13 protein-coding genes are annotated in these 17,490 nt (G+C 42.4%); 6 read left to right on the forward strand and 7 right to left on the reverse strand.

The window, feature by feature from the left end; all coding sequences use genetic code 11:
- Window positions 1-70: 70 nt before the first annotated feature.
- Window positions 71-1,081 (reverse strand): putative solute-binding protein, encoded by a 1,011-nt coding sequence (locus tag AXW61_RS00085; RefSeq protein ID WP_062031149.1) that lies wholly within the window; start codon window positions 1,079-1,081, stop codon window positions 71-73.
- Window positions 1,082-1,312: 231 nt separating this feature from the next.
- Here AXW61_RS00085 and AXW61_RS00090 point away from each other — a divergent pair, with 231 nt between their 5' ends.
- Window positions 1,313-3,253 carry an ATP-binding cassette domain-containing protein gene (locus AXW61_RS00090; protein ID WP_058870656.1) on the forward strand — a complete coding sequence of 647 codons (1,941 nt, stop codon included), beginning with the start codon at window positions 1,313-1,315 and terminating at the stop codon, window positions 3,251-3,253.
- Between the two features lie 640 nt (window positions 3,254-3,893).
- Here AXW61_RS00090 and AXW61_RS00095 read toward each other — a convergent pair.
- From AXW61_RS00095 to dnaA, 5 genes are all read right to left on the reverse strand, one after another.
- The gene (locus tag AXW61_RS00095) at window positions 3,894-4,262 is read right to left on the reverse strand and encodes a hypothetical protein (RefSeq protein WP_081408239.1); all 369 of its coding nucleotides are present in this window, start codon (window positions 4,260-4,262) and stop codon (window positions 3,894-3,896) included.
- Window positions 4,263-4,431: 169 nt separating this feature from the next.
- Window positions 4,432-6,903: a DNA topoisomerase (ATP-hydrolyzing) subunit B gene (gene gyrB / locus AXW61_RS00100; RefSeq protein ID WP_004697421.1), complete on the reverse strand. Its 2,472-nt coding sequence runs from the start codon at window positions 6,901-6,903 to the stop codon at window positions 4,432-4,434.
- 52 nt (window positions 6,904-6,955) lie between these two features.
- Window positions 6,956-8,038, reverse strand: a complete 1,083-nt coding sequence (gene recF / locus AXW61_RS00105; protein ID WP_062031152.1) for a DNA replication/repair protein RecF — start codon at window positions 8,036-8,038, stop codon at window positions 6,956-6,958.
- Window positions 8,039-8,053: 15 nt separating this feature from the next.
- The gene (gene dnaN / locus AXW61_RS00110; RefSeq protein ID WP_004977721.1) at window positions 8,054-9,202 is read right to left on the reverse strand and encodes a DNA polymerase III subunit beta; all 1,149 of its coding nucleotides are present in this window, start codon (window positions 9,200-9,202) and stop codon (window positions 8,054-8,056) included.
- A 110-nt stretch (window positions 9,203-9,312) separates the two neighbouring features.
- Entirely contained in the window at window positions 9,313-10,692 is a 1,380-nt protein-coding gene (gene dnaA / locus AXW61_RS00115) for a chromosomal replication initiator protein DnaA (protein ID WP_004697428.1), read from the reverse strand.
- Between the two features lie 672 nt (window positions 10,693-11,364).
- Here dnaA and rpmH point away from each other — a divergent pair.
- From rpmH to mnmE, 5 genes are all read left to right on the forward strand, one after another.
- Window positions 11,365-11,499: a 50S ribosomal protein L34 gene (rpmH, locus tag AXW61_RS00120; protein ID WP_000831329.1), complete on the forward strand. Its 135-nt coding sequence runs from the start codon at window positions 11,365-11,367 to the stop codon at window positions 11,497-11,499.
- A 33-nt stretch (window positions 11,500-11,532) separates the two neighbouring features.
- Window positions 11,533-11,922, forward strand: coding sequence for a ribonuclease P protein component (gene rnpA, locus AXW61_RS00125; RefSeq protein WP_039890852.1), 390 nt, complete (start codon window positions 11,533-11,535; stop codon window positions 11,920-11,922).
- Between the two features lie 9 nt (window positions 11,923-11,931).
- Window positions 11,932-12,252 carry a membrane protein insertion efficiency factor YidD gene (yidD, locus tag AXW61_RS00130; protein WP_004977726.1) on the forward strand — a complete coding sequence of 107 codons (321 nt, stop codon included), beginning with the start codon at window positions 11,932-11,934 and terminating at the stop codon, window positions 12,250-12,252.
- Window positions 12,253-12,257: 5 nt separating this feature from the next.
- Entirely contained in the window at window positions 12,258-14,021 is a 1,764-nt protein-coding gene (yidC, locus tag AXW61_RS00135) for a membrane protein insertase YidC (RefSeq protein ID WP_004697434.1), read from the forward strand.
- Between the two features lie 101 nt (window positions 14,022-14,122).
- Window positions 14,123-15,478, forward strand: a complete 1,356-nt coding sequence (gene mnmE, locus AXW61_RS00140; RefSeq protein ID WP_062031154.1) for a tRNA uridine-5-carboxymethylaminomethyl(34) synthesis GTPase MnmE — start codon at window positions 14,123-14,125, stop codon at window positions 15,476-15,478.
- 157 nt (window positions 15,479-15,635) lie between these two features.
- Here mnmE and AXW61_RS00145 read toward each other — a convergent pair whose 3' ends face one another.
- The gene (locus tag AXW61_RS00145) at window positions 15,636-17,330 is read right to left on the reverse strand and encodes an NAD-dependent malic enzyme (RefSeq protein ID WP_062031157.1); all 1,695 of its coding nucleotides are present in this window, start codon (window positions 17,328-17,330) and stop codon (window positions 15,636-15,638) included.
- Between the last annotated feature and the right edge of the window lie 160 nt (window positions 17,331-17,490).

The raw sequence follows: 17,490 nt of genomic DNA on the forward strand, positions 1-17,490 counted from the left end.
AATAAAAACTCTGCATCATCCTTTTTACATGAATGATGCTTAATATTACAAAGAAATACAGATTTTCGCCTTATTCACCGCCCAATGAACATTCAAAATTGGTGCGTTCAACCGTACAACGGGCTTTTTTTAACACGCGCATCATGCCTGGGTCATAGACCCCTTGTTTGGTTAAATCAATGCGCCCTTCCCGTAGCAAACGCTGATATTTTTCTTTGTCTTCTTTGCTGAGCTGCATTTTGATTTTACTGGGAATCGCAGCTTCAAGTCGCTGGACCATAGCAAAGGATTGCGGAATTTTTTGCAAAAACCATTGCCGTGATTGCTCGCCAAATTGAGCAGGAAAACGCTCGGGTCTGACAATTAAATCTGCAGTGACATTGACCACGGGAAAGTTAAGCATAGCCCCTTTAGAGCCTAGACCTTTTTCAATTTCTAAGGGTTTATAGGCATATGCAGGTGCAGCAACCACATCGACTTCGCCTGTATTAAACTTTTTTATAAAGTTGGAAATATCCGACATCACAGGTACAGCGCCCACTCGCTCTACCATCACCCGTTGTGCCCGGTCATAATGCAGAATGGCAAATTTTTTACCTTGTGCTTTTTCAATGCTATTCAGACTTCGGTCCTTTACAAAAATATAGGCTGAACCAATCAAGCCAATGCCTGCCACTTCATAACTGTCCCCTTGCAGCGTAGTAGTCATGCGCTTGGTATTTCTGGGATCGAGTACATATTCCACCGCCTTTTGTGCAATTTTATTGCTTGGTACTCCGCCTAAGGCATCAATCGAACCTGCGAACTTGTTATAGGTGCGTGCGCGCATCGAGGTCATATACACCGCATCGCATTTATCATTTTGAAAAGCTTTATCGGCTAAGTCTTCGTCCTGAAATGAAATCAACTGTACCTGTGCACCCCATTTTTTACTGACCAAAGCCCATTCTTCTAAGAATTTATAAGATTCCCCTGCTTTACCCAATAGGTCGAAGACACACACCTGCTGCTTCGCCTGCACCATACTTGAGAAGCCGCACAGTGCTAGCGTCGATAAAATAAAAAATCCTTTTCTTTTCATTATTATCCCTTCATATTTTTTGTTTTACTGGGGAAATATATCTGTGTGCTATTCCTCAATATAGGTCAAAAAAGGTCAACTTTTGGCTTTCCGACCAAAGGTCAAATGGTTTCATCCTCCCCTTATAAAGAAACGCTTAGAGATTTCAGTTCAGATAAATTTTGAATGTTTAGTCTTTTGCTGACGCATCCATTAGAATAGGCGCACCTTTTTCTGATATTTGATAGTTCCATGATTCAGCTTGATCAAGTTTCATTGCGCCGTGGTGGACGAGTGTTATTTCAAAAAGCCTCCATGCAAATCCATCCGGGTTGGAAAGTTGGTCTCACCGGTGTCAACGGTGCTGGAAAATCAACCCTGTTTGCTGCGCTCTTAGGCTCAATCGGTCCTGATGATGGCACCCTAAGCCGCCCTGCCGTATGGACGGTGGCGCACATGGCACAGGAAGTAAAAGCCTTAGATATGGCTGCAATTGATTTCGTCCTGACCGGTGATGAAGAATATTGGAACATTCAACAACAGCTCAACCATCCTGAACAGTTAACTGACACTGAACTGGCTGATTTACATGGCCGATTCGACGAAATTAACGGTTATTCCGCACCCGCTAAAGCCGCTCAGCTTATGGCGGGTCTGGGTTTTATGGAACATCAAAACCAACTCTTAGTTTCGAGTTTCTCTGGTGGATGGCGAATGCGTTTAAACTTAGCGCGTACTTTGATGAGCCGTTCGGATCTATTATTACTGGATGAACCAACCAACCACTTAGATCTCGATGCTATTTTATGGTTAGAAGATTGGTTAAATGCCTATACGGGCACCCTAATTTTAATTTCGCATGACCGCGATTTCTTAGATGCGATTACCAACCGTATTTTGCATATCGAAAATCAAGAACTCACCCTCTATAGCGGTAACTATTCTACCTTTGAAACCACTCGTGCAGAACGCTTAGCACAACAACAACAAGCCTATGAAAAGCAGCTCGAAACACGGGCACATATTCAAAAATATATTGACCGTTTTAAAGCCCAAGCCACTAAAGCACGTCAGGCACAAAGCCGAATTAAACAATTGGAACGGATGCAGCTGCTTGCGCCTGCACATGTCGATACCCCTTTTACCTTTAGCTTCCGTGAACCCACTAAAATGAGTTCACCACTGCTGACTCTAGAACAGGCTGATATTGGTTATGGTGAAAAACTGATTGCCACCAATATCAACATACAAATCACCCCGACGAGCCGGATTGGCTTATTGGGGATGAATGGTGCAGGTAAATCGACTTTAATCAAATCTTTGGTCGGTGATTTACCTTTATTGGCAGGACAACGTAAAGCCTCAGAACTGCTAAATATTGGCTATTTTGCGCAGCATCAAATGGATTCACTGGATGAGTCGGCCAGCCCAATGCTGCAATTGGCACGCATTGCGGATAAAAAAATCAGTGAAGCGACCTTACGTGCCTTTTTAGGCAGTTTCGGCTTTAGTGGCGAACGGATGGATACCCCTTGCGAGAGTTTCTCTGGTGGCGAACGTGCACGTTTGGCACTGGCTTTAATCGTGTGGTTACGTCCCAATGTCTTGATTCTAGATGAACCGACCAACCATTTAGACTTAGATATGCGCCATGCCCTGACCATGGCTTTACAAGACTATGAAGGTGCTGTGGTCTTGGTTTCGCATGAACGCCAACTGATTGCCAGCGTGTGTGATGACCTCATTTTAGTCCATGCTGGAAAATCGACCGAATTTGAAGGTGATCTACACGATTATGCCAACTGGTTACGCCAAGCGCGCCTAGAAATGATTAAACAAGGCGGAATCGTAGCGCCGATCGTGTCTAAAGTCAGCACTCAAAAAACCATCGTTTCTAAAGTTGATAAAGAAGCGCAGCGTAAATTAGCTGCACAGCGCCGTGAACAAACGCGCCCGATTCGTAAAAATATCGAAAAATGTGAAAGCCTGCTGGCAAAACACCAGCCACGTTTACTCGACATTGAAAGTTTACTCGGTGATGCTGGCCTATATGACGCTGCACGCAAAGATGAACTCATGAAACTGATGAATGAGCAAACCGAACTTAAAAACCAAGTCAGTGAAGCTGAAGAACAAATGCTAGAGCTGATGATGGAGCTTGAGGAGCTCGAAAGCTCATTCGAAAACGAATAATCTTTCCTCATACACCCTGCCCGCTCTGTTTATGCATGGCGGGCATTTTTATGTCTTAACCATTTTGATTGATTTACTTTGCTGCAACATCAATCGATCTCGAAAAACGTGCCTCTTCGGTCTATGCATATAACTTAATAGGAAATGCACCCAATATAGTCTGAGCATTTTAAGAAATCATAAGTGATTGAAATTAAAATTATTTCTTAATAAATAAAGCGATAAATTGATTGATTTTTATTGTTTAGATATTCTTAAAAAGCAAAAAATAAGATTGTTTAATTTAGCTTAATTAATTGAATATTCAACTATATACAGCCCTATTTCCGTGAATTTCACAACTTAAAGCCAAATATAGCCTTCACAACAGACAGTGAATCTCCATCATGTGCAGACATGCACCTTTCAAGACAACAAGTTTTGAATTTAAAAAGAGGGAATAAATTTAAAAGATCCGATTTAAATTTAAAAATAACGTATGGTTTTAAATTTAAAGACCACACCTAGAACAACTGTGGATAAAATTATACGTATTTTAGCAACTGATATAAAGTGCTATTTTTATTTATCCACAGGCTAATGCTGTTTATTTATCCAGTTGTTTTAGGCAAATCCATTCTCTTTTTTGCGCTCTTTTTCCTTAATTTAATACAGCTCTTTGCGCCTTTAAAAACCGTAATTCTTGTATTTTCCATCCCTGATCAAAGCCCCATGTTTCTTGGATTTGTTGGCGATTTTCAACCAAACCGATCAAGACCTGACAGCGTGTTTGGTCACGATTAAACTCAAATTCTTCAAATTCGACGTCGGGTTTTTGAGGTTTCCAAACGCCATTTTTCACTGCATGCGCGATCTTTTCATAGCGCGTATAGTTACTCTCTACACGATCAGCTTGTTCATAGACCACTTTAAAATGCTCATCTTCATATTGAGCTAAAACTTCATAATTACCTGTAAAAAAAGCATTCACCCAAATGTCGCGTACTTGTTCTAGTTGATTATCCATCATAATGACCTCACATTTTGCACTGTGCAAAAGACTTGATACTCACATCATGACATCGCTATAAGTCAGTTTAATAACAGTGTGCACTGCTTATATTTTATTCAAAATCATAAAAAATGCTGTAAAAAAAAGCACCCCGTAGGGTGCTTTTTTGGCTTATTTTGTAAAGCGCTTAGGCATCAATATCCGCATTCAATGCATTTTCTTCAATGAATGCACGACGTGGTTCCACATCGTCACCCATCAAACAAGAGAACATTCTATCGGCTTCAATCGCATCCTGAATGGTAACTTGCAACATGTTGCGGTTTTCAGGATCCATGGTGGTTTCCCAAAGCTGGTCCGCATTCATCTCACCCAATCCTTTATAGCGTTGAATCATCATGCCACGACGGGAGTCAGATAAAATATGCTGCCATACCTGATGGAAGTTAGTAACTGCAATCTTGCGATCACCTTTTTGTAGGTATGCGCCATCTTCCAACAACGTGAACCAACTCTTGGAGTTTTTCAACAAACGGGCATATTCACCAGAACCCAATAAACCTGCATCTAATAAGTAGCTGTGCGGCAGATTGTGTACATAAATGGTGATACGAGGTAAGTAAGTCTCGATCTTTTGACCATCTGCCAGTTCTTTTTCAAACGTTTCTAAGCTTAACTCAGGACGCAAGCTCGGTTGAATCTCTGCCACAGCACTGCGCACTTGTTCAGCCCATTGCTCGACATAAGCTCGGTCATGGTTTTGATCAAGCTTAAAGCCTTCAACCGAAATCAACGCATCTAAGACACTGGCAGGATAACGTACAGTTAAACGCTGTAAGCTCTTCTGAGACGTTTGATAGTCCGCAATCACATTCGCCAAGGCTTCACCACGGATTGCAGGTGCAGCATCGCTGATGTGCAATTCAAGCTCATCAATCGCGTTTGAAATTAAATAGGTTTCAAGCGCATCATTATCTTTCAGATACTGCTCTTGCTTGCCTTTTTTCAGCTTATACAGCGGTGGCTGAGCAATATAAATATAACCACGCTCCACCAACTCAGGCATTTGACGGAAGAAGAAGGTCAACAATAGGGTACGAATGTGCGAACCATCCACGTCAGCATCGGTCATGATGATGATTTTGTGATAACGTAATTTGTCCGGATTGTACTCTTCACGACCAATACCACAACCCAATGCCGTGATCAGGGTGCCGACTTCTTGAGACGAAATCATCTTGTCAAAACGCGCACGCTCCACGTTTAGGATTTTACCTTTCAACGGTAAAATCGCTTGCATCTTACGGTTACGGCCTTGTTTAGCTGAACCGCCCGCAGAGTCACCCTCGACCAGATACAATTCAGACAATGCTGGATCTTTTTCTTGGCAATCCGCGAGCTTACCTGGTAAGCCTGCAATGTCTAACGCACTTTTACGACGCGTCATTTCACGCGCTTTACGTGCTGCATCACGAGCACGTGCCGCATCAATGATTTTGCCTGCAATTGATTTTGCAGCTTGCGGGTTTTCAAGCAAATATTCAGAGAATGATTTATTCATTGCCTGCTCAACCGCAGGTTTCACTTCACTGGAAACCAACTTTTCTTTGGTCTGAGAAGAGAACTTCGGATCAGGCACTTTCACTGAAACAATCGCAGTTAAACCTTCACGTGCATCATCACCAGAAACCGCTACTTTCTCTTTTTTGAGTAAGTTTTCGTTTTCCATGTAGCTGTTTAGACCACGCGTTAATGCCGCACGGAAACCCGCTAAATGCGTTCCACCATCTTTTTGTGGAATGTTGTTGGTAAAGCAACGTACATTTTCTTGATAGGTATCATTCCACTGCAACGCCACTTCAACACCAATGCCATTTTCAGCCTGTACGGTGAAATGGAAAATGTCGTTCAGATGGGTTTTGCCTTGGTTAATATATTTCACAAACTCAGACAGACCACCTTCGTAGTCAAACACATGTTCTGCATGAATACGCTCGTCACGCAAAACAATGCGCACGCCCGCGTTTAAGAAAGACAATTCACGTAAACGACGCGCTAGAATATCGACATTGAAAATGGTTTGGCTAAAAGTTTCAGCACTTGGCCAAAAACGGACAGTTGTTCCTGTGGTATCCGTATCCCCCACAACAGTCAGTGGGTAAACCGGATCACCGTGTTTATATTCTTGTTGATGAATATGACCTGCACGATGAATGGTCAGTTCCAACTTACGTGACAAGGCATTCACAACTGATACGCCCACACCATGTAGACCACCTGAAACCTTGTAGCTATTGTCATCAAACTTACCACCTGCATGCAGAATGGTTAAAATCACTTCTGCGGCAGAAACCCCTTCTTCAGGGTGAATATCGGTCGGAATACCGCGCCCATTGTCCGATACACTTACAGATTCATCTTCGTGAATCGTCACCAAAATTTCATCACAGTGACCTGCAAGCGCCTCATCGATCGCATTATCCACCACCTCAAACACCATATGGTGTAAGCCTGAACCATCATCCGTATCACCAATATACATACCCGGACGTTTACGTACTGCGTCCAATCCACGTAATACTTTGATACTAGAGGAATCATAAGCTTTTTCTGTGGTTTGTTCCGTTTGAGAAGCAGCTTGTTGATCTTCTGAACTCATGGTTTCTCCCTAGCGAAAAATAGGTCTATCCCGTGATGGGTAAAATCTAAAATCATTGTGCGACAACTTGAACTTGACCGTTTTCAACACAGAATAATTGATAAGAAATAGATAAATCATGTAAGTGATTTTTGACTGATTCATACTCTAAAGTGGTAATAAAAACTTGACTACCCAGTTGGCTCAATCGCTCAATTAAACGTTGTTGTGCTGTTAAATCTAATTCTGCTGTCAGATCATCTAATAATACCACAGTTTCCTTATTACAAGCATGTAGCATTGCAATCTGTGACAGTTTTAAGGCTATGATTAACAGCTTTTTTTGTCCACGTGACAGCACGACATCGGCATCGCCAAGGCTTGTTTTTAAACGCAAATCTGCCTTGTGTGGACCATACTCGGTATAGCGCCGTTCAAGGTCTTTTTGATGATGACTTTGCAGGTCATTCAGTAACCCTAACTCGGTATGAAAGCCAGGGCTATATTCTAACTGAACCTCGATATCTGGCAGCAGGTGTTTTAAATCTTGCTCAAAAAAGCCCTTCCACTGCTCCACAATGCTGACGCGCTGCGAATGCAGCATTTCCCCATAATCACCAAGCATTTTGTTCCACGGCTCCAAATCTGCCAGACTTAGATTCCGTCGTGTTTTTAGTAAACTATTACGCTGTTTTAATGCCCGTGAATAATATTGCCATGCATGATAAAACTCAGGTTCCACGTGGAACATCAGCCAATCTAATAGTTGCCGTCTAGGCTTGGCACCATGATCAATAATATCGGTACTTTGCGGATCAATCAGTTGCAAAGGAAGAATTTTAGCCAACTGACCTTGAGTGGCAATGTTGTCGCCATTGACCTTAATGAGCTGTTCACCAGACAACAGCTTTTGCATCCCTATTTTTTCAGAACTGGATTGGGCAAAGACAATCGCGTCTTGGGTGTCGGTTTGAATATAGTATTTCGGAATATGGGTCCGAAAGGAACGCCCAGTCGCCAACAGATGAATGGCTTCTAAAATTGAGGTTTTACCTGAACCATTTTGTCCATAAAAAACATTAAACGGTTGCAATCCATGGAGAGCAACCGTTCTGAGATTTCGAACACGTTCGATGTTTAAACGCGTGATTTGCATGCCTGAACCTAGGGCTTAAACACGCATTGGCATGACCACATAGGTCTGATCTTGATGGGCTGGATCTTGCACCAGAACCGATTGATTTGCTTCAGTCATCGTCATTGACACATCATCACCATCCAATGCGCCTAAGACTTCCAAGATGTATTGGGCATTAAAAGACATTTCCATTGGCGCATTATTATATTGAATCGCCAAATCCTCTACGGCTTCGTCTTGCTCTGGGTTATTGGCACGTAGCTGCAAAGTGTCTGCGGCAAAGTTTAAGAACACACCACGTAGTTTTTCATTACTTAAAATCGAAACACGTTGTAAAGATTGCTTAAAGACATCATGTGCAATTAAGACATTTTTATCCCCACCACGTGGAATCACACGGCGATAATCAGGGAACTTACCGTCAATCAGTTTCGTGGTGAAACGAACAGTGGTATCCCCTTGTTCTTTGTCACGGCTGGCAATAGAAATGGTCACATTCAATAGTTCACGACCGATTAACAACGCCAATTGTTCATCTTCAATGCTCAATAAACGCTGTAGTTCACCCACCGCTTTACGTGGAACAATCGCTTGAATCAATTGAGTGGCATTTGAGCTAGCAACAGTTTCACACAGAGCTAAACGGTGGCCGTCTGTGGTCACTGCACGCAGTTGATTATTATCAATTTCAAGTAAGGTTCCCGTGAGATAAAAACGCACATCCTGCACTGCCATAGCAAATGCAGTTTTTTCAAATAGGCGCTTTAATTCGCGCTGTGTCACTGCAACTTGCGTGCCTTGCGTGTTCTCTGTGGTCAATAACGGGTAATCTTCAGCGGGTAAAGTCCCCAACACAAAACGGCTATTACCGGACTTTAAGATACAACGTTGATCTTCAGTAATTTGTAGGTCTATCAGTGCTGCAGTCGGTAAAGATTTGCAAATATCCATCAGCTTACGTGCAGGAACGGTCGTTTCACCCGCTTGTAAACACGCCCCTTCCGCAAGCGTGGTACTTGCAACCAATTCGACCTCTAAGTCCGAACCTGTAATCGTCAACGACGCTTGGCTCACTTGCACTTTAACATTTGAAAGAATGTTTAAAGTATGGCGACGTTCAACCGCTCCTACGACATGTGATAGAACATTAAGTAAGCTTTCTTTCGCGATTTTTAAACGCACGATACATTCCTCGAAAAACTGAAGATAAAATAATAAATAAATGTGTTTTTAGCAGTGTACTATGCGGCAGAACATGCCGCATTGCAAGAATAGAATTTGAGCAATTTTGCTTAACTTTGCAGCAAGCGTTGCAAGTTTTTATAGTCCTCATTGAAGATCGGATCTTCATCGCGCAGACTTAAAACTTTTTCACAAGCATGCATGACGGTACTGTGATCTCGACCGCCAAAGGCCATACCAATTTCAGGGAAACTGTCTCCCGTTAACTCACGTGCCAAGCCCATTGCCAATTGGCGTGGACGAGCATAAATACGGGTCCGTTTAGGCCCAACCAACTCTTTGAGTGGAATTCTAAAGTACTCACTCACCACACGTTGAATATTTTCAGTACTGATGGTTCGTGCACGAATGGCCAAGACGTCTTTTAATGACTCACGCACAACATCCAAATCAATAGCTGTACCCTTAAAGCGTGAAATGGCCACCACTTTATTCAGCGCACCTTCCAATTCACGTACGTTTGCAACCACTTGTTGCGCAATAAATAACGCACAGTTTCGTGGTAATTCCACATCATTGCTTTCTGCTTTTTTCAGCAAAATTTCAATACGGGTTTCAATATCTGGTGGCTCAACCCCAACCGACAAGCCCCAAGAAAAGCGTGAAACCAAACGTGGATCTAATTCCGTTAATTCTTTTGGATAGCGATCTGAAGTCAGAATAATTTGCTTAGATTCATCTAAAAGTGCGTTAAAAGTATAGAAAAACTCTACTAAACTCGCCTCTTTACCCGCCAACAAATGAATATCATCGACCAACAATAGATCTAAAGATCGGCAATTTTTTTTAAATTCTTCCACTTTGCCTTGTTGTAAAGAACTAACAAAATCTTGAACAAAGCTTTCTGCCGTCATATACATGACACGTGCATTCGGTTTGGCTTGCAACAAGGCATTGCCCACTGCTTGCATTAAGTGTGTTTTACCTAAACCAGTCGGGCCATATAAAAATAAGGGATTGTGCTGAGAAGCACCTAACTGAGTTAAAACCTTACGACACGTTTCAGCAGCCATTTGGTTTGAACGACCTTCCACAAAAAGTGAGAAGGAAAATAAAGGATTTAACTGACGTTTACGGCTGTTTTTAGAATTCCCTTCTTCTTTTTCTTTTTTCGGACGCACAACAGGTGCTGGAGCAGACTCTAAAGCTGCAGTCGTCGTTGCAGGTTGCTCACTCGCAGATAAAATTGCACCCGGGCGTGAATCGACTAAAATTTCAACTTTACGTACACGCCCTTCAGAGAGCTGCTCCACTAAAATTGTAATCAATTCTAGGTGATGTTCTTGAATGTAACGTGTCCAATAGGGATTGGGAGCATAAAGACGTAGTGTGTCATTTAACTCTTCTGCAACTAAAGGGCGTATCCACATTGTAAAGACATTCCCAGAGAGCTCTTGTCGCAAGCGAGTTAAGCAGTCCGTCCAAAGCATGTGAAACCCCTATTCATTCCATCAATAATTAATAAAAACACTATGTACCCACCGAAGCGGGTCGCCATTCTAACCAAGTTATCCACATCTGTCATGGAAAATTCTGCAGATATTGCTCAAAAAGCCTGCTTATGAAAATAAATTTAAATTCAAATACTGGTGTGGATAAGTTTATCCGCAAACTGTGGATAGAATATAGCACAAAGTTATCCACAAACTATTAATTTTATAAAAACAATCTTATCCACACCATATTTTATTGTTTTATAATCAAAAAAGTGTCATTTCCACAGAAAAAGGCCACCCTAATAGTAATAAATTTAAATTTATAAATTTGAATTTATTTATAAGAGACTTGTTTTCTGGGGATAACTAGAGATCCAAAATGAATTTAAATTTAAAAACATGCACAGCAAGTGAATTTAAAGACTTGTGGATAATTATGTGGGTAATCTTGTTGGTAACTTATATCACTTTAATAAACAATAATCTAGGTTGTGTATAAGAAAAAAGTGCAGTTGTTTAAATGTTATCGAGAAAAGAGCAAGCTCAAGCTGCTGTTACAAATAAAAAGGCTTAATTTCACAAGAAAATCGGTTTTCCATTGACAGCTCAAGCAATGAACACTAAACTCGCGAACCTTCATTGAATGATCATTTTTGGAGTTTCGATATGAAACGTACATTCCAACCATCTGAATTAAAGCGTAAGCGCGTTCATGGTTTCCGTGCTCGTATGGCTACTAAAGCTGGTCGCCAAGTATTAGCTCGTCGTCGTGCAAAAGGTCGTCACAGCTTAACTGTTTAATTAATAGTTAACGCTTAAACGATTTTGGGTGTTATGACTACACTTTATGGCTTCAGCACAGAGGTTCGTATTCGCTGTGCTGCCGATTATAAAAGTGTCTTCGATGGTGCGCTTTTTAAAGTGCATCAGCCCCATTTCTTATTTCTAGCAAAACTGACCGAACAACCTCAAAGTCGTTTGGGTATTGTTGTTGCTAAAAAGAAAGTGCGTCGTGCACACGAAAGAAATAGAGTAAAACGTTTGGCTCGCGAAAGTTTTCGCTTGCATCAACAGCAATTAACTTTAGATATTGTGGTTATGCCTAAAATGGGGATAGAAACAGTGCCTAATGCAGAGTTGCACCAGCAATTACAATTTGCTTGGCAAAAATTACAACGTCTTGCCAAAAAGCATCAAAAAATAGCTCCCTCCCTGCAAAAGTAGAGATGGCCAATGGTCCGGTTACTGCATTGGTTAATTCGATTTTATCAAATTGCGATTAGTCCTTTACTTGGGCCGCGTTGTCGTTATATCCCTACATGTTCTCAATATTCATTGGAAGCAGTCCATACACATGGTGCTGTGCGTGGTGTGTGGTTGGCTACTAAACGTATTTGCCGTTGTCATCCTTGGGGTGGATCGGGGTATGACCCTGTTCCAAACAAAAGGATTCGTTTTATCTCTTTTCAGCAAATAGATTCTCAAAAGCATCTGGTTGCTGTACCCTTTCGTGATTGTTTCTTGAACCAAAATCACTCTAACCACTTGGGGTAATCGATATGCAACAATGGGCCAGGTTTGCCATTCTCGGGGCCATGTTTGTTGTCGCTTATTTGCTCATTTTGGCTTGGCAAAAAGATTATGGACATGCTGAGACTCAGCCACAGCCACAACAGGCTGCAGCAGTTTCACATGAAGTATCTGCAGATTTGCCAAATGCTCAAACGGCTTCAGCAGCGTCTGATATGCCACAAGCAAATATCGCGACTCAGCAACCAGCTACAGAAGCAAAAGCATCTGTAAATCAACAGCTTATTTCAGTACAAACTGACCTTTATCATCTTTGGATTAATCCTAAAGGTGGTGATATTGTTCGTATTGAATTGTTAAACCATGACAAGAGCAAAGACAGTAACGAAGCATTTGTCATGCTTGAAAGTGATGCAAAACGTACTTATGTGGCGCAGTCTGGTTTAATTGGTCTTAATGGTCCAGACAGTAACCGTAGCGGTCGTCCAATGTATGAGATTGAAAAATCTGCTTATACATTGAATGATGCCAAAGCGGTTCAAACTGAAGATGGAAAAAGCATCAAAGTGTTAACCGTACCGATGGTACTGAAAACAGCTGATGGTGTGGAAATCATTAAAACCTTTACCTTTAAGCAAGGTGAATATCCTGTTGTTGTGAACCATAAAGTGGTGAACCGCAGTGGTCAAAACTGGCAGGGTCAAATGTTTGGTCAACTCAAACGTGACAACTCTGATGATCCAGGCAAATCGGATCAAGGTATTTTCACGCTGGGCACTTTCTTAGGTGGTGCTTGGGGTTCGCCTGAAGAACATTATAACAAGCTTAAATTTGCTAACTTCAATGAAGAAAAATTGAATGTTGAGGCGAAAGGCGGCTGGGTTGCTATGGTTCAGCACTACTTTGTGAGTGCTTGGATTCCTGGTGACTTAAAATTGACGCAAGCCAATGGTCAACCTTATGTCGCGAAATTAGAGTCGCGTAAGTCAACGGATGATATGAATATCATTGGTTTTACTTCGCCGACGATTACTGTGCCTGCTGGTACAGTGGCTGAGATTGACGCGACCTTCTATTCAGGTCCTAAAGTTCAATCTGAGTTAAAAGAGCTTGCAACAGGGTTAAACCAAACTGTTGATTATGGTTGGTTATGGCCAATTGCGAAATTATTGTTCTTGGGTCTTGAGTTCTTCCACGGTTTAGTGGGTAACTGGGGCTGGGCAATTATTTTGTTAACGGTCTTGGTGAAATTGATTCTTTGGCCATTGTCGTCTAAGAGCTATCGCTCAATGGCGAAAATGCGTGTCATTGCACCTGAAATGCAGCGTATGAAAGAAGAGTTCGGTGAAGACCGTATGCGCTTCTCTCAAGAAATGATGGCACTGTATAAACGTGAACAAGTCAATCCGCTTGCGGGTTGTTTGCCATTGTTATTACAAATGCCAATCTTCCTTGCGCTGTACTGGGTGTTGATGGAGTCTGTTGAGCTTCGTCATGCGCCATGGTTACTTTGGATTCAAGATTTGTCAGCGATGGATCCGTGGTTTATTTTACCGCTGTTAATGGGCGCAACGATGTTCATTCAGCAGTCTTTAAATCCACAACCGGCTGATCCAATGCAAGCGAAAGTTTTCAAAATCATGCCGATTGTTTTCACAGTCTTTATGTTGTTCTTCCCTGCGGGTCTCGTGTTGTACTGGATTGTCAACAACAGTATCACGATTATTCAGCAGACCTTGATCAACAAATCTGTTGAAAAAGACCGTTTGAATAAGGAAAGTGCGTCGAGTTAATCGAGGTAACTTTTCGCGAAAAGCTGAATAAATCCGCTTAAGATGGTAATCTTAGGCGGATTTTTCATTGTGTGACTTTTAAGATTTTTTAGGTGAATGTTATGTACAACCGAACCACGATTGCTGCCATTGCAACACCACCTGGGCGTGGTGGTGTGGGGGTCATTCGCCTATCTGGTCCCAAGTCTTATGAGATTGCACAGGCCTTGACCCAAAAAGATTTACCGAAAGCCCGTTTTGCAGGTTTTCGCCAGTTTTATGATGCGTCTGGCGAGGTGATGGATGAGGGCTTAGCGATTTGTTTTCCGAACCCGAACTCGTTTACTGGTGAAGATGTGGTTGAGTTGCAAGGTCATGGTGGCCCTGTCATTCAAAATGCTTTACTGGGGCGTTTGTTGGAGCTCGGTGCGATTGCAGCAAAAGCCGGTGAGTTTTCCATGCGTGCTTTTGAAAATGGCAAACTGGATTTGGTACAGGCTGAAGCAATCGCTGACTTGATTGATGCGACGTCTCAAGCGGCTGCACGTTCTGCGGTACGTTCATTACAAGGTGCATTTTCAACTAAAGTGAATCATGTGTTGGAGCAATTGATTCATCTACGTTTGCATGTGGAAGCTGCGATTGATTTTCCTGAAGAAGAAATTGATTTTCTTGCGGACGGGAAAATTTTAAATCTTTTAGATGGCGTTACGGCTGCTGTGAACCAAGTGCAACAATCGGCTCGTCAAGGACAGTTGCTGCGTGAAGGTTTACAAGTGGTAATTGCAGGAAAACCGAATGCGGGTAAGTCATCACTGCTCAATGCATTAGCAGGCATTGAACGCGCTATTGTGACGGATATTGCAGGTACGACGCGGGATGTCTTGCATGAAAAAATTACCCTCAATGGCTTACCCATTACCTTAACCGATACCGCGGGTTTACGTGAAACTGGTGATATTGTAGAAAAAGAAGGGATACGTCGTGCCATTAAAGAAATTGAGCAAGCTGATCTGTTACTTTTGGTTTATGACTTAAGCCAAGGCGAAGACCCACTCAAACTGGCACAAGAATATTTTGCTGAGCATATTGAACCGAAACGTTTAATGCTGATAGGCAATAAGTGTGATTTGATGGAAACGACATCGCATATCGAAGACTTTAACGGCTTCCGTCATATTATGGTCTCGGCAAAGCAAGAAACTGGCGTTCAAGCGCTCATAGAAGCGATTACAGCGCATGCAGGCTTCCAGCCTGAAGAAGATACCTTTATTGCACGTACACGCCATTTAGACGCAATGAAACGCACTCAGCTTTACCTTGCTGAAGCGCGTGAACAATTGGTGGTGTATAACGCAGGTGAGTTGGTCGCAGAGTCGCTACGTTTGGCGCAAAATGCCCTCGGTGAAATTACAGGGGATTTTAGTGCGGATGATTTGCTTGGGAAAATTTTTGGATCGTTCTGTATTGGAAAGTAATGCCGACATTTAGCATCGTGCCTATTTAGGTAGATGGATATAAAAAGCACTCAGTTTTAAAGGCTGGGTGCTTTTTTATACATAGGATGGCTAGTGCTGCTATTGAGCTTCTCTTTGGTACAAAATTTTGTGATATTGCTGTGTCGTAACAGACCAATCAAAAGGTAATTCGGCGGTAATCTCGATATTCGGGTTTCCAAACATGCGCCTCAATGGCTTTTTGTAAGCTAGCTTCATCCATCAATGGGGCAACCCCTTCCCGTATCGCGGCAAGCCCTACCTGCAAGGCGATAATTTTAGAGATGTTCTGAATGGCATCAATACTTGGCAGTAAATCATGGTCTGGGTTTTTCAGCATGGGTGAACAGCTGGCTAGTGCATTACTCGCTGCCATTAACATCAGGTCGGTCACGCTTTGCGCACCTGCGGCAATGACACCTAGACCAACCCCAGGAAAAATATAAGCATTATTGCACTGAGCAATGGGGTAAATATGGCCTTGATGATGTACTGGTGCAAATGGACTGCCTGTTGCGATTAAGGCTTTACCCTCTGTCCATTGAATAATATCTGCGGGGAGCGCTTCGACCTGAGAGGTGGGGTTGGACAAGGGAAAGACGATCGGGCGTTCACAGTTTTCAGCCAGTGCGCGAATAATCTCTTCGCTAAATAAGCTAGTTTGTCCTGAAACTCCGATTAATACTGTGGGTTTGGCATGCTGAATGACTTCGAGCAGAGAAATCTCTGGCGCTACATTTGCCCATGTCTCAATGGCACGCAAAGGCTGCGCCAACTTGCTTTGAAAATCGAGTAAGTTGGGTTGCTGTTCAGTCATTAAACCAAAGCGATCTACCAAATAAAGACGTGAGCGTGCTTCAAGGTCGCTGAGCCCTTCAATTTTCATTTGTGCAATAATTTGTTCTGCAATACCACAGCCTGCTGAACCTGCACCTAAAATAACAATCGTTTGATCTTTGACCTGCTTTTTCACCACATGAGATGCTGCAATCAGGCTAGCTAACGCTACAGCCGCCGTACCTTGAATATCATCATTAAAACAACAGATTTGTTCACGGTAGGTAGCTAGTAAAGGCATGGCATTTTGTTGAGCAAAATCTTCAAACTGAATCAGGGCCTTCGGCCAGCGTCGTTGAATGGCACGAATCACATCATCGATAAATTGGTTGTATTCATCGCCACTAATACGGGGGTGGTTCCAACCCAAATACAGCGGATCGTTGCGTAACTGTTGGTTATTGGTCCCAACATCCAGTGTAATAGGTAAGGTATAGGCCGGACTGATGCCACCACAGGCGGTATAGAGCGACAGTTTACCAATGGGAATCCCCATGCCGCCAATGCCTTGATCACCAAGACCTAAGATCCGCTCTCCATCGGTCATCACGATAACTTTGACATTTTTACGGTTGACGTTGTGTAGAATTTCATCAATATGCGCGCGATCTGGGTAGGAAATAAAAATGCCACGATGTCGGCGATAAATATCGGAAAAACGTTGGCAGGCCTCACCCACAGTTGGGGTGTAAATGATCGGCATCATTTCACTTAAGTGATGTTTGAGCAGATGGTAAAACAGAGTTTCGTTGGTATCTTGGATATTGCGTAAATAGATATGTTTGTTGATGTCATCATTAAAAGATAAATACTGCTGATAGGAGCGGCGACTTTGTTCCTCAATGGTTTCGATCACGTGTGGAATTAGGCCGTGTAAATTGAAGGTATTACGTTCTTGTATTGAAAATGCAGCTCCTTTATTCAACAACGGCAGTTCTAAAAGTGAATGAGCTGCATAGGGAATATAGAGCGGTTTTTTTATGGTTACATGATCCATCATGAGCTTGATCTCGTTACATCGATTGCAATGTCCGTATTCTGCTGAAAGAAGTATGGATTAAACGTCGAGACGTTGTGGTGAATAGGGACACAAGTGAAGAGAAATGCCTGATTTGGCTGTGATGTGTCTGACCAAATGCAGGCCTAGAGTTAAAACA

It is taken from the genome of Acinetobacter sp. BMW17 (genome assembly GCF_001592855.1).
GTDB lineage: Bacteria > Pseudomonadota > Gammaproteobacteria > Pseudomonadales > Moraxellaceae > Acinetobacter > Acinetobacter johnsonii.